Origin of the sequence: Cupriavidus oxalaticus, assembly GCF_016894385.1 — a bacterium.
Classification (GTDB): domain Bacteria; phylum Pseudomonadota; class Gammaproteobacteria; order Burkholderiales; family Burkholderiaceae; genus Cupriavidus; species Cupriavidus oxalaticus.
Map to the genome: position 1 here is coordinate 1,332,224 of NZ_CP069811.1, position 13,593 is coordinate 1,345,816.

The following is a 13,593-nucleotide window of genomic DNA, read 5'->3' on the forward strand; positions in this document are numbered from 1 at the left end:
TCCATGATTGGCCGGCGGGTCCGCAGCGGGTACTCCCCGACTCGGGTGGCGTGGGGAGGAGCGGAGCTTATGGCTTGCGGATAAGCACCTGTATGGTCCGCGCGCCACCACCACCCGCCGCGTGAGGCGCGCTATCGGACCACTCCGGCAATCCGCAATTCGCCCAGAACAACACGCCCGCATGGAGCGGGCGTGGACAGGGACAGGGACAGGAAAGCGGCAGGATCAGGCAGGCACCACGCCCGGCCCCATCACGTCGCGCAGCAGCGCGGCGGCGCCGCCGCGGCCGCCGACGCCCAGCTTGGCGTAGATGTTCTTGAGATGCCATTTGACCGTCTCGGCGGAGACGTTCAGGACCCTCGCGATCTTCTTGTTGGACATCGCCTGTGCCAGCAGGTACAGGATCTCCCGCTCCCGCTCGCTCAGCTGGGCGATGGGGCCGTTCTGCGGCCCGGCATCGGCGGCGCCGCGGTCGCTCGCCGCCGTGCGATGCGCGGCCAGCAGGCGCTGCACGTAGAAGCCGAGCACTGGGTCCGGCAGCGGCTCGCGGACAAGGGTGTCGGTAGCGTCCGACATGACCTCCAGCGCGTCCAGCAGCGTGCGCGACAAACCCAGCCCGTGGCCCAGGCGGCAGGCTGCCACGAAGTCCTGCCGCGCCGCCGCACCCTCGCCCAGCCCCTGCCGCGCCACGGCAAGCTGCAGGCGCAGGCTGGCCGTGGCGGGTCCCTGCTCGCTGGCGTCGAGCAACGGCTGGATGCGCTCCAGCGCCCCGGCGAAATCGCGGGTGTGCAAGGCCATGTCGATCGCCGCGCGCTCGGCCGCGTGGGCGAGCGCGCGGGCCCGCTCAGGGCCCGAACCCGAGCCCGAATCCGAGCCTGAATCCGAGCCTGAATCCGAGCCTGAACCCGAGCCCGAAGCGGTGTGGCGTTGCGCAAGCCCGCGCACGCATTCGAGGACGATGCTGGCCCGCTCCATCGCGCCCTGCTGGAGATGCCGGCGCAACCGTTGCACCAGCGCCTCGGCCAGCAGCCGGTCCAGGCCGTAGCGCACCGCATACGCCTCCAGCCGGTCGAGACAGGCCAGCGCCTGCTGGCGCCGCCCGGCGATCCAGTGCGAATTCGACAGCACCAGGCTGGCCCGCAGCACCACCTCCGGCAACGACGTGCGCTCCACCATGCCGATGCGCGGCTCCAGCAGCTGGCAGGCCGCCTCGGTTTCGTTCAGCTCGTACAGCGCATCGGCCAGCAGCCCGGCGGCCATGCTCGCCATCGCCACATAGCCCGCGCCACACCCCTCGGCTTCGGCCAGCACCTCGCGCACGATCTTGCAGGCCTGGCGGATCTGCCCTTCGCGCACCAGGCTGAGCGCGTGGACGCAGCGGCCGAACTGGCGGCTGCGCGGAGAACGGCTGCGCAGGTCGGCCTCTTCCAGGATGCCACGCGCCAGGTCGTGCTCGCCGCGCTGGATCAGCAGCCAGGACAGCGCGTTGGCGCGGGCAAGCCAGGTGAAATCGCCGGCATCCGGCGGCGCGTTCCAGATTTCCGGCAGCAGCGCCGCCGCGGCGTCGATATCGTCGAGTTGCAGCGCCATGCCCGCGCGCAGCAGCGACACGGTATAGCACCCGGCCGCGCCGAGGCTGGCGCGCTGCGCGTCCATCTCGTCGAGGCTGCGGCGCAGGCCGTCGAAATCGCGCGCGTAGAGGAGCATGTAGGCGTGGGCCACATGCAGGCGGAAGCTGCCCCTGACCTGCTCTTCCGGCAGCATGCGCAGCAGGCCCGCCACCTGGCTCAGTTCGCCGCCGACCAGCAGCGCCTGCGCGCGCCCTTCGACCAGCGTCGCGGCGGCGTCCGGCTCGCCCGCGCTCACGGCGTGCAGCACGGCCTCGTCGAGGTGGCCGCGGGCGTCGAACCAGCGCCAGGCTGTGGCGTGCAGCGCGCGGATCTCCGCTTCGTCGCGGGCCGCCAGGTAGCCGAGCAGCGTTTCGCGCAGCAGCGGATGAATGCGGTACCAGGTTTCGTTGTCGTGGCTGCCGACCACGGTGATGAACAGATGGTCGGCCACCATCCGCGCCACGCGCGCCTTGATGTCCGCCGCAGCCTGCGGCTGCCCGAGGATTTCCGCGCACAGGGGCACGCAGAAGCGCTGGCAGATGGCCACGCGGGTCAGCATGTCGAGATCGTCGGGCGCGAGCCGGACCAGCACTTCGCGCTCGAAGAAGCTGGCGAACGCCCGGGCGTCGCGCACCTGCGTCACCGGGTAGCTGCCGGCCTGCCGGGTGCGCAGGCCGATGGCAAACAGTTGCAACCCCGCTGCCCAGCCGTCCGTCAGCGCATGCAGCGCCGCGGCGTCGCTGCCGGAGATGCTGCCGAGCTGGTCACGCAGGTAGCGCGCGGATTCCTCGGGCGAGAAGCGCAGGTCGCGCATGTCGAATTCCGCAAGCTGGTTCTGCAGGCGCAGGCGCTCCATCGACAGGTCCAGCGCCGTGCGCGAGGCCAGCGCCACGTGCAGTTGCGGCGGGGCGTACTCCAGCAGCCACTGCAGCGCCAGCAGGATGGCTGGGTCGGAGACATGGTGCAGGTCATCGATCATCAGCACCAGTTCGCGCTGGCGCCGGGCCAGGCCCTGCACCAGCGTGATCGCCCACAGTTCGATCTCGGCCGCGTCGTGCCCGGCGGCCACCTGCCCGGCGGCCACCACTTGCGAGGCTTCGCGCGCGGCGGCGGGATCGGCCTCGGCAATGCTGGCGAGCAGGTAGTCGAGGAAGCGCGCCGGCTCGTTGTCCTCGGCCGCCAGCGACAGCCAGCAGACGTCGTAGCCCAGCGAGATCATGGCCTTGCGCCACGCCATCAGCGTGCTGGTCTTGCCGCTTCCCGCCTGGCCCTGGATCATCACGCAGCGGTGTCGGCGGGCGTCGAGCAGGCGGCCCATCAGCGCTTCGCGCGGCATCAGTTGCCGGGCGCCGCGCGGCGGCAGCACCTTGGTGCTGGTGATCGGCAGGATGGGACGCTCGCCCTCGGCCACGGCATGGCCGGGCGGCAGCAGCTGGCTCGTGCCTTGCGGCTCCTGCGGAACGTCCGGCGCATCCGCCATATCCAGCGCATGGCCGCCCGCCAGACCGTGCGGCACGGTCTGGCGGATCCAGCGATACGGCGTGGCGCTGCGCGACCGCGCAGCTGCCTCGATGGCTGCCAGGGCCTCCGGGATGGCGGCCGGGAAGCTCGACCGGCGCACCGTCTGCGCATCGCACAGGAACCGCTGCACCATGCGCAGCCAGGCGGCGCCGTTGGGCGCCAGTTGCACCATCACGCGCGGATGGCGCCGGACCCAGTGCTGGACGTCCGCATGCTGGTGGCTGGCGTAGTTGTCCGACAGGACCCAGATGTGCCGGTCCGCGGGCGTGGCCGCCTCCACGTCGCGCAGGAAGCCCAGCCAGCTTTCGTGCTGGCCGCCGCCGGCGCCGGTATCGCCAATCCCGCCGTCTAGCATCCGCAGCGCCGTCAGCAGCGACGCGGCAAGGCTGCGCTGGTGCGCCGGCAGCGAGCGCAGGTTCTGCCCCCCCGCCGCCGACGTGCCACCATCGGCCAGCGGATGCGCATGCTCGTCGAACGCCAGCACCAGCGCATGTTCGGGCCCGGCGGCGTAGAGGGCGACGATTTCGACAGCCCGCCCGCTGAAGCGGAACGGCGTCGGGCCGGTTGCACGGCCTGTGAAGCCGGAAGCAAGTCCCGCCGCGCGCCAGTGGCGCGAGACGCTTGCGGCGCTGACGCCCAGTTCCGCCGCCACGCCGCGCATGCTCCAGCCGCGCGGCGCGTCGGGGCCGTCCGCGCCGGTCAGCCTCGCCAGCCTCGTCATGTCCACCCTGACGGGCGGCGCGCCGCGCGGGAGGTCATGCAGGATGCCGCCAAGCCCGGCGTGGGCATAGCGCTCGCGCCAGCGCGCGACCTGCGCGCGCCCGATGCCGAGGCGGGGCGCGATCATCTTGTTTTGCTCGCCTTGCGCCGCCAGCAGGATGATGCGGGCGCGCTGCGCCACCTTGGCCGGGGTCTCCGGCGCGGTGGCAAGTGTTTCGAGCTGGGAGCGATCCTGGTCGGTCAGGATGATCTGGGGTGCTACACGCATATGCGCCTCTGCCGATGGGGCAGCCCTGCGCCGCGCCATGCCGGGGCGGCCGGGGACTGCCTGGGTGTCGGGGAAGCCGGGCTCAGTCGATGCTGGCGCCGGAGCGCTGGATGATGGCCTTCCACTTGCCGCGTTCGGATGCCACGAAGCTGTGGAACCGTTCGCCGCCAAGCGGCAGCGGCGCGGCGCCCATCCGCTGGATCTCGGCGATCACCGCCGGATCGGCCAGCAGACGGCCGATATCGGCCTGCCACCTGGCCACGACGGCCGCACTGGTGCGGGCGGGGAAGAACAGGCCGATCCACGACGTGGCTTCGGCGCCGGGATAGCCGGCCTCGGCCACGGTCGGCACCTGCGCCAGCGCGGGCAGGCGGGCCTTGCCCGTGACCGCGAGCGCGCGCAGCTTGCCGGCCTGGATCTGCGGCAGCGTGGAAACGGGGTAGTCGAAGGTCATGTCGACCTGTCCCGCCAGCAGGTCATTGATGACGGGCGCGCTGCCCTTGTAGGGGATGTGAACGAACTTCACTCCTGCCTGGGCCTGGAACAGTTCGGCGGCGAGGTGCGTCCCCGTGCCGTTGCCCACCGACGCCACGGTCAGCTTGCCGGGATTGGCCCTGGCGTACGTGACCAGGTCCCTGACCGAGCGGAACGGCAACTGGCTGTTCACCACCAGGATATTGGGAATGGTGACCAGGCCTTGCGCCGCGACGAAGTCCTTCTCCGGATCGAAGCGCAGCGACTTGTACAGGAACTGGTTGCCGGCAACCATGCCCTGCGTGCCCATCAGGACCGTGTAGCCGTCAGGCTGCGCACGCGCGCCGATTTCCGCGGCAATGTTGCCGCCGGCGCCGCCCCGGTTGTCGATCACCACCTGGATGCCGAAGTCCCTGGCCATATGCGAGGCGACCAGCCGGGCCAGCTGGTCGGTGATGCCGCCTGGCGGCGCGGGCACCACCATCGTGACCGGCCTGGCGGGATACCCGTCCTGGGCACGCGCGGGCGTTGCGCCCGTCGCGGCGGCAAGGCCGCACGCGACGGCGGCTGCCGCCGCCAGGGTTGTCCTGAAGCGCCCCGGAAGGCGGGCGAGGCGGGAGAACCGGGGATGCCGGTTCCGGATTTGTGACTGCATGTCCAACCATCTCCTGTGTATCGCACCGGTCTCTTGCCGGATCCTCGGTGCCTTGTATCGCCATGATTTCTACGAGATATCGTGGCAATCAACCAGATATCGATGATTGATACTACGTCTTTTCGTAGAACTCCGCCATATACCGTAGGAAAACCCCTACTCCGGTCCGAATGCTGTTCAGTCAACCACCGTCGGAATGACAGTAGGGTCCGGAAGGGAACGACCCGCCACCCGGTATCAAGGCAGCGTTTCGGCCAGCCGCCGGACATGCGCCTCGCCATCGCCAAACAGCTGCTCCATGACGTGGATGCGCCGCAGGCAATGCGCGACCGCGTATTCCTCGGTCATGCCGATACCGCCATGCGCCTGGATCGCGGCATGACAGACCGAGCGCGCGTGAGTGCCGATGATCACCTTGGCGCGCGACAGCTCGGTGGCGGCGTCTTCGTGCCCCGGCTCGTCGCTCGCCAGCGCGGCGGCGACCGCCATGCTGCGCGCCAGTTCGACGCTCACGCACATGTCGGCAATCCGGTGCCGCATCGCCTGGTAATCACCGATGGGGCGGCCGAACTGGCGGCGCGTGCGCACGTAGTCGGTCGTCAGCGCCAGCGCCGCCTCCATCGCGCCGACCACATCGGCGCAGGCGGCCGCAATGCCGGCCGCCGCGACGGCGCGGATCGCGGAAGCTGCGCAGGCGGTGCCGGCGGGATCGCCCAGCGGCTCCGCCCGTGCGTGGTGCAGCGACACGTCCGCCGCCGCCGTGTCGTCGAGCAGGCGATACGCACGCATTGCCACGCCATCATCCTTCGGATCGACGATGAACAACGCCAGCCCGTCCTCGTCCTCCGCCTCGCCGCGCACGCGCGCCGTGACCACGAGGCGTGACGCCTCGGCGCCGTGCAGCACGCCAGCCTTTCCGCCATCGAGCCGCCAGCCGTCAGGCCCGGCATGCGCGGTCGTTTCGACCCACAGCGGGGCATGCCGGCCAGCCGACTCGTCGTGCGCCCAGGCAAGCCGCAGCGTGCCGTCGGCCAGGCCCGGCAGCAGCGCCGCCTTCTGCGCCGCGGTGCCGGCCTCGCGCACGGCGGTGGTGGCAAGCACGGCCGAGGCCAGGTAGGGCTCGATCACCAGCGCCCGCCCCAGCGCCTGCATGACCGGCAGCCGGTCTTCCGCGCCGCCGCCGAGGCCACCGAACGTTTCGGGAATGCCGAGCGCGGTGACGCCCAGGCTGGCCAGGCGCGTCCAGGTTTCCGGGTCGGTGCCGGTCCCGGTGCGGCCCAGCGCCCGGCGCCGCTCGAATCCATAGTGGTCTGCCAGCAGGCGCGACAGGCTGTCGGCAAGCTGGCGCTGCTCATCGTTCAGATCGAAGTTCATGGTTCAACCCAGGGTTGCCTTGGCGAGAATGTCCTTCTGGACTTCGCTGGAGCCGCCGAAGATGGTCGCGGCGCGGTAGAAGAAGTAGCCCCAGAGCGCTGCACCCATCGTGTCCGGGACGGCGGTGTCGAGATCGTGCCGCTCCAGCCCGGCGGGGCCGGCGATGCGCGCGATCAGGGTGGTCAGCGCCTGCATCGTCTCCGATCCCTTCAGCTTGAGGACGGAGGCGAAGCCGGGGTTCGTGCGCGCGATGTCGGGATCGAGCAGGAAGCGCCAGTTGGTCAGCTCCAGCGCCCGGATTTCCGCGCCCAGCCGGGCCAGTTCGGCGCGCAGCGACGGATCGTCGATCAGGTAGCGCTTGCCCTGGCGCACGGTTGTCGCGAGTTCGCGCGCGCAGGACAGGCGCTCCCAGCAGAGGCCGACATTGGCCACGCTGCTGCGCTCGCTGTTCAGCAGGTATCTGGCGCAGTCCCAGCCACGCCCCTCCTCGCCCACCAGGTTTTCCGCGGGCACGCGGGTGCCGTCGAAGAACACCTCGTTGACCGTGCGGTAGCCGTCCATGGTCCGGATCGGCCGCACCGACACGCCCGGGCTGCGCAGGTCGATCAGCAGGAACGAGATGCCGTCCTGCTTGCGCTCGCCCTGCCCGGTGCGCACCAGCGCGAACATCCAGTTGGCGTCGTGGGCATGCGAGGTCCAGATCTTCTGGCCGTCCACGACGTAGTGGCCGCCCTCGCGGACCGCTCGCGTCTTCAGCGAGGTCAGGTCGGAGCCGGCATTGGGTTCCGAGAAGCCCTGGCAGAAGATCGTCTCCATGCTGAGTAGCTTCGGCAGGAAATACGACTTCTGCGCGGCGGTGCCGTAGCGCAGCAGCACCGTACCGAGCATGCCGATGTTCGTGATCAGCGGCTGCGGCGCGCACGCGCGGTACAGTTCGTCGGTGAGGATCACGCGCTCGGCAATGCCGAGGCCGGCGCCGCCGTACTCGGGCGGCCAGTGCGGCGCGACCCAGCCGCGCTCGTTGAGCACCTGGTGCCACGCGGCCATGTCTTCCATGCGGGCGCGCATGCCGCGACGCAGCCGCTCGCGCATGGTTGCCGGAAGACGCGCCGCAATGAAGGCGCGGACTTCGTCACGAAAGGCGAGCTGGGATGGGGTGAGGCGAAGGTCCATGGTCCCTCAGTCGTGGTGGTTGTGGTGGGATGGCTGGGCAAGGCGGGTGCGTCCGGTCTGCACCACGGCATCGAGCGCCACCACGCCCTGCCCTTCGGGCAGGACGCAAAGCGGATTGACTTCGAGGGCCAGCAGCCGGTCGGCATTGCGGGCGGCAAGACGGGAGATGCCGGCGATCGCGCGCGCCAGGGCCGGCACGTCGGCCGGCGGCCGGCCACGGAAGCCGGTCAGCAGGCGGTGTCCCTTGACGCGCCGGATCAGGTCCAGCGCGCCGGCCTCGTCGAGCGGCGCCAGCGCGAACGCCACGTCCTGCACGACCTCCACCAGCACGCCGCCAAGTCCGAACATCATCACCGGGCCGAACAGCGGGTCGGCATGCACGCCGACGATGCACTCCACGCCGTCCTGCAACATCGGGGAAACCAGGAAGCCGTCGATGTGCGCGCCGGGCACGCGGAGCGGGATCGCGCGCGCCATGCGCCGCACCGTTTCCGCAACCGCCTCCGGCGACGCGAGCGACAGCGCCACGCCGCCGACGTCGGACTTGTGCCGGATATCCGCCGACACGACCTTGACGGCCACCGGCCGGCCGATCCGGCGCGCCGCGTCGGCGGCTTCTTCCGGCGTGCGGACGAGCCGCTCGTCGGGCAATGGCACGCCGGCGCACGCCAGCAGCCGTTTGGCGTCGGCCTCGTTGTACGCGGTGCCCGCTTCCAGCAGCGGCATCTGCGCCACGTCGGGACGCTGCGGCAACGGCCGCGAGAACACCCCCTCGAAGAATTCCAGCGCGGCAAGCGCGCGGATGGCGCGGTAAGGTTCTTCGAACAGCAGGCAGCCTGCCACCTCGTAGGGCCGGACCAGTTCCGGCCCGCCGATGAGGCTGATCGTCTGCAGCACGTCCGGCCGGCGCGCGGCAATGCGTTCCACCGTCTCGCGGATGGGCCCGCCGGCACGCGCATTCCCGACCGCCGGGCCGAGCCACATCAGGATCGAGTCATAGCCGGCATCGAGCAGGGCATCCAGCGTGGCGGCGAAGATGCCGGGCTCATTGGAAATCTGCGCGGTCATGTCGACGGGATTGGCCGGCGAACCGAACGGCACGATCTCGCGCAGCGCCTGCTGCGTCGCGGCCGGCGGCGCGGGCAGCGCGAGGCCCGCGGCGCAGGCGAAGTCGGCAATCTGCACGCCCGCGCCGCCGGAGATGGTCGCCACGCCCAGCCGGCGCTTGCGCAGCGGCTTGCCGGCGCTGAGCGCGTAGACCACATCCAGCACCTCTTCGCTCGACTGCGCGCGGTAGGCACCGTACTCGCGCAGCACGGCATCGTAGATGTCGTCCGCGCCCGCCAGCGCGGCGGTGTGCGACGCCGCCGCCGCCGCGCCGGCCTCGGTGGCGCCCACCTTCATCAGCACCACCGGCTTGCGGCGCCGGTGCGCCGCCGCCAGCCCCCGCAGGAACGATGCCTTCGAGCGGATGCCTTCTATGTAGCCGACGATGATGTCGACCTCCGCGCTTTCCGCCATCCACGCCATGACCTCGCCGAACTCGATGTCGGCCTCGTTGCCGGTCGTCACCACCTGATCGACCGCGAGCCCGCGCTGCATCGCCAGCATGTGGATATGCGCGCCGTAGCCGCCGCTCTGGCTGACCAGGCCGATGCGCGGCTTGCCTGGCGGCAGCACGCATTCCAGGTTGCCGAGAAACGTCACGAAGGTCTTGCGGCTAAGGCAGTAGCAGCCGATCACGTTGGGGCCGAGCAGGCGGATGCCGTGCTCCCTCGCGGTCCGGGTGACGGCCTCCTGGAGTTCGCGCCCCGCCTCGCCCAGTTCGGCGAAGCCGCTCGTGAACAGGACCACGGCGCGGATGCCCTTGTCCGCGCACTGCCTGAGCGTGTCGATGACCAGCCCGGTGGGCAGCGCGATGATGGCGCAGTCGATGCCGTCCGGCGCCTCGCGCAGGCTCGGGAATGCCGGCAGTCCCTGCACGGTGCTGCGCGACGGGTTGATCGGGTAGATCGCGCCCTCGTACCCGTAGCGCAGCGCATAGGCGATCGGGCGGCCGCTGATGCGCGTGGGGTCGTCCGACGCGCCGATCACGGCGATGGAGCGGGGGCGGAAGACGGCATCCAGCGAGCGGATGCCTGCGGGAATGGCGGAAATGGCGGGAACTGCGGGAATATCTGGACGCAACGGACGCTCCTTCGATACACCACTGCATGGAAAGGCCGGCGGCCTGCGCCGGCCGGCGGTTATTCCGCGGCTGCGCCGGAGGCCTGGATCAGGCGCTCCATCACCGGCATCAGCGTTTCGAAGTTGTGGCGGAATTCGGCCGAACTGTTGCCCACCGGCGCCAGCCCGTAAGCCTGGAACCGCGCGCGCAGCGGCGTGGAACGGATGATCTCGCGCGAGGTCTTTTCGACGAACGCCAGCACGTCGGGCGGCGTGGCGGCCGGCGCCATCATCACGATCCAGGACTGCGGGCGGAATTCCGGGTCGCGGAATCCCGACTCGGACAGCGTTGGCACGTCGGGCAGGCCCGGCAGGCGCTTCTCGCCGATCACGGCCAGCATGCGCACCCGGCCGCTGGCCACGTGAGGCGCCAGCGCGCCGGCGGAGGCAATGGCAATCTGCACCGATCCACCGGCCAGGGCCTGCACTTCCTGCGTTTCGCTGGGAAACGGAATGTGCGACATGCCGAGGCCGCGCGAGCTGCTCAGGTAGGCGGTGACGATGTGCGCGCCGCCGCCCGTGCCGAACGAGCCGTAGTTGACCTTGCCCTGGTTGGCGCTGGCCCACGTCACGAACTCCTGCATGTTGCGCGCCGGCACGTCCCGGCTCACGGCGGCCACGAGGCTCGCCGTGGCGACCTGCGTGATGAAGGCCAGGTCGCGCCGCGCATCGTAGGGCACCTTCTTGATCAACGGCGCGTTGAGGATCGAGGTGGACTGCGTCATCAGCAGCGTGTAGCCGTCCGGCGCGGCGCGGGCCGCCATCTGCGTGCCCAGCGTGGCGGAGGCGCCAGGCTTGTTGAGCACCACCATGGGCTGGCCGGTGTGCCGGCCGAACTCGTCGGCATACGCGCGCCCGATGGCGTCCACCACCCCTCCCGGGGCGGCCGGCACGATCAGCGTCACGGGTCTTGCGGGATACGCCTGCGCCAGGCTGGCCGCACTCCATGCCATTGCCAGGGCCGGCAACAGCGCCTTCATGTGCTGCATGGACATGTGTCTCCTCTCTGGGAAGATCCGCCGGCCCGGGTGGTCCGGCGTTCTGGCGGAGCGTCTCGGCGCGCCCTCGGTGCAACCATCATTGACGGCCCCCGGGCGGCACGAGCCTCCCCGACTCAGGGGGGATGAAGGCGCTTATGCGGATATGTCGCGGCATGCCCGTTCGCGGGCGCCTCACTGCGGCGGGCAAGCCAGCCGCCGATACATCGCATGTATTGATCGACATACCGAAAGTATTTTTCAGAGCGTCGCCAGGTTCTTAGCATCTGTCGTACCCCCTGAAAGGTCCGCGTGCCGGCCTTCGCAGGATCACGAATACGACAAGGGAACCAAGGAGACGACATGGACTTTCATCTGCCGCATTGGCGGCGCTGGCGCCTCATGGCGGCATGTGTGGCGTTGGGCGCTCTGGCCGCGGCGTCAGCGTGGATACAACCTGCCCTGGCCCAGGCGGCCTACCCGAACCGCCCCGTCAAGATCGTGGTCTCGCTGCCGCCGAGCAGCGGCACGGACACGACCGCGCGCTTTGTCGCACAGGCACTCTCGGCGAAGTTCCACCAGCCGTTCGTGGTGGAGAACCGCCCGGGCGCCAATGGTTTCATCGGCGCGCGCGCCGCGGCCGAGGCAGCGCCGGACGGCTACACGCTGTTCGTCGGCAGCAACTCGACCATGGTGACCAATGTCGCCCTGTTCAGGAACCTGCCGTACGACCCCGTCAAGGACTTCGCGCCGGTGGAACGCATTGCGCGCTTCGCGCTCGTCGTGGTGGTGCCGGCGGCCTCTCCGTTCCGGACGCTCGCGGAACTGGTCGACGCCGCGCGCAAGGCGCCCCGCAAGCTCAACTACGCTGCCGGCAGCCCCGGCTACCAGGTGTTCATCGAACTGCTCAACGAGCGCTTCGGCATCCACGCCGCCCCGATCGCCTACAAGGGCACCGCGCCAGCCATGACCGACGTCGCCGCCGGCCAGGTGGACTACTCCATGGCCGAGATCAGCGCGGTCACGCCCCTGATCCGGGCCGGCCGCCTGCGCGCCCTCGCGGTCACCGACACCCATCGGCTGAAGGAACTCCCCGAGATCCCCACCGTGGCCGAAAGCGGCGCGCCGGGCTTCGACGTTTCGGCGTGGACCGGTCTCTTCGCGCCTGCCAACGTGCCCGCGCCGATCATCAGGAGCCTGTCGGACGCCGTGCGTGCGGCCCTGCAGGCGCCCGCCGGCGTGAAATTCGTCGAGGGCCTGGGCGGCACCGTGTACACCGGCAGCACCGGCCGCCTGCGCGACTTCCAGCTCGCCGAAATCCAGCGCACGCGCGACATCGTAAAGACCGCCGGCATCCCCGTGGAGTAGAGCAACGACATGCACTCAACTGACCAGGAAACCAGGAAGGGCCCGCTCGCGGGCATCCGGATCATCGAACTGGCCGGCATCGGCCCCGGCCCGCTGGCCGGCATGATGCTCGCCGACATGGGCGCGGAGGTGCTGCGCATCGAGCGTCCGGGCGAGGTCGATCTCGGCGTCAAGCGCGAACGCCGGTACGACCTCATGCTGCGCAACCGCAAGTCGCTCGTGCTCGACCTGAAGGACCCCGAGGCCGTGGCGACCGTGCTGGAACTGTTGGAGAACGCCGACGCGCTGATCGAAGGCTTTCGCCCCGGCGTCACCGAGCGCATGGGCCTGGGCCCCGACGCGTGCATGGCGCGCAATCCGCGGCTCGTGTACGGCCGCGTCACCGGCTGGGGCCAGAGCGGTCCGCTCGCCAGCGCGGCGGGGCATGACGTCAACTACATCGCCCTGACCGGTGCGCTCAACGCCATCGGCCAGCGCGGCGGCCCGCCGGCCATTCCGCCGGCCTACCTCGGCGACTTCGCCGGCGGCGGCATGTTCCTCGTCGCGGGCGTGCTGGCCGCGCTGATCGAGGCAGGCAAGTCCGGCAAGGGACAGGTGGTGGATGCCGCCATCGTCGACGGCGCCGCCGCGCTGGGCGCGGTGTTCTTCGGCCTCGCCGCCGCCGGCCAGTGGCGCCCGGAGCGCGGCACGAACGTGCTCGATTCCGGTGCGCATTTCTACAACGTCTACCAGTGCAAGGACGGCGGCTGGATCTCGGTCGGCCCCATCGAGGCGCGCTTCTACCGCGACCTGCTCACCCGCATCGGCGTGGACCCTGCGAGCCTCGGCGACCAGAACGACCCCGCCAGCTGGGAAGCGGGAAGCACGGCACTGGCCGAGGTCTTCCGCACCCGCACGCGCGACGAATGGTGCGCCCTGCTCGATGGCACCGACGCCTGCTTTGCCCCTGTGCTCAATTACCACGAGGCACCGCACCACCCGCACCTGCGCGCGCGCGGCACCTTCGTCGAGGTGGACGGCATCATGCATCCGGCGCCCGCGCCGCGCTTCAGCCGCACGCCTTCGGTGCCGCCCTCGGCGCCGCGTGTGCCGGACGTCGCCGGGATCGACCGGGTCCTGGCGGGCTGGCTGCCGCCGGACCGCATCGACGCCGCGCGCGCCGTGTCGGAGAAATGCCAGCAGCGCTGACACCGCGTCCCCTGCCCCGGCCGCTGCCTGAACACGGCC

General features: G+C 70.6%; 8 protein-coding genes. 2 read left to right on the top strand and 6 right to left on the bottom strand.

Annotated features, from left to right (window positions below; translation table 11 throughout):
* Nucleotides 1–225 precede the first annotated feature (225 nt).
* The 6 genes from JTE92_RS05895 to JTE92_RS05920 all read right to left on the bottom strand — a co-directional run bounded on the left by JTE92_RS05895 (nucleotide 226) and on the right by JTE92_RS05920 (nucleotide 11,016).
* Entirely contained in the window at nucleotides 226–4,119 is a 3,894-nt protein-coding gene (locus JTE92_RS05895; RefSeq protein ID WP_063239360.1) for a LuxR C-terminal-related transcriptional regulator, read from the bottom strand.
* A gap of 82 nt (nucleotides 4,120–4,201) precedes the next feature.
* Nucleotides 4,202–5,248, bottom strand: a complete 1,047-nt coding sequence (locus JTE92_RS05900) for a Bug family tripartite tricarboxylate transporter substrate binding protein (RefSeq protein ID WP_063239359.1) — start codon at nucleotides 5,246–5,248, stop codon at nucleotides 4,202–4,204.
* Nucleotides 5,249–5,485: 237 nt separating this feature from the next.
* Nucleotides 5,486–6,622: an acyl-CoA dehydrogenase family protein gene (locus JTE92_RS05905; RefSeq protein ID WP_063239358.1), complete on the bottom strand. Its 1,137-nt coding sequence runs from the start codon at nucleotides 6,620–6,622 to the stop codon at nucleotides 5,486–5,488.
* 3 nt (nucleotides 6,623–6,625) lie between these two features.
* Entirely contained in the window at nucleotides 6,626–7,795 is a 1,170-nt protein-coding gene (locus JTE92_RS05910; RefSeq protein ID WP_063239357.1) for an acyl-CoA dehydrogenase family protein, read from the bottom strand.
* Nucleotides 7,796–7,801: 6 nt separating this feature from the next.
* Nucleotides 7,802–9,982: an acetate--CoA ligase family protein gene (locus JTE92_RS05915; RefSeq protein WP_063239356.1), complete on the bottom strand. Its 2,181-nt coding sequence runs from the start codon at nucleotides 9,980–9,982 to the stop codon at nucleotides 7,802–7,804.
* A gap of 59 nt (nucleotides 9,983–10,041) precedes the next feature.
* Nucleotides 10,042–11,016: a Bug family tripartite tricarboxylate transporter substrate binding protein gene (locus JTE92_RS05920; protein WP_063239355.1), complete on the bottom strand. Its 975-nt coding sequence runs from the start codon at nucleotides 11,014–11,016 to the stop codon at nucleotides 10,042–10,044.
* Between the two features lie 345 nt (nucleotides 11,017–11,361).
* Here JTE92_RS05920 and JTE92_RS05925 point away from each other — a divergent pair, with 345 nt between their 5' ends.
* Together JTE92_RS05925 and JTE92_RS05930 are read left to right on the top strand one after the other, a co-directional pair.
* The gene (locus tag JTE92_RS05925; RefSeq protein WP_063239354.1) at nucleotides 11,362–12,366 is read left to right on the top strand and encodes a Bug family tripartite tricarboxylate transporter substrate binding protein; all 1,005 of its coding nucleotides are present in this window, start codon (nucleotides 11,362–11,364) and stop codon (nucleotides 12,364–12,366) included.
* A gap of 9 nt (nucleotides 12,367–12,375) precedes the next feature.
* Nucleotides 12,376–13,554: a CaiB/BaiF CoA transferase family protein gene (locus tag JTE92_RS05930; protein WP_063239353.1), complete on the top strand. Its 1,179-nt coding sequence runs from the start codon at nucleotides 12,376–12,378 to the stop codon at nucleotides 13,552–13,554.
* Nucleotides 13,555–13,593: the final 39 nt, after the last annotated feature.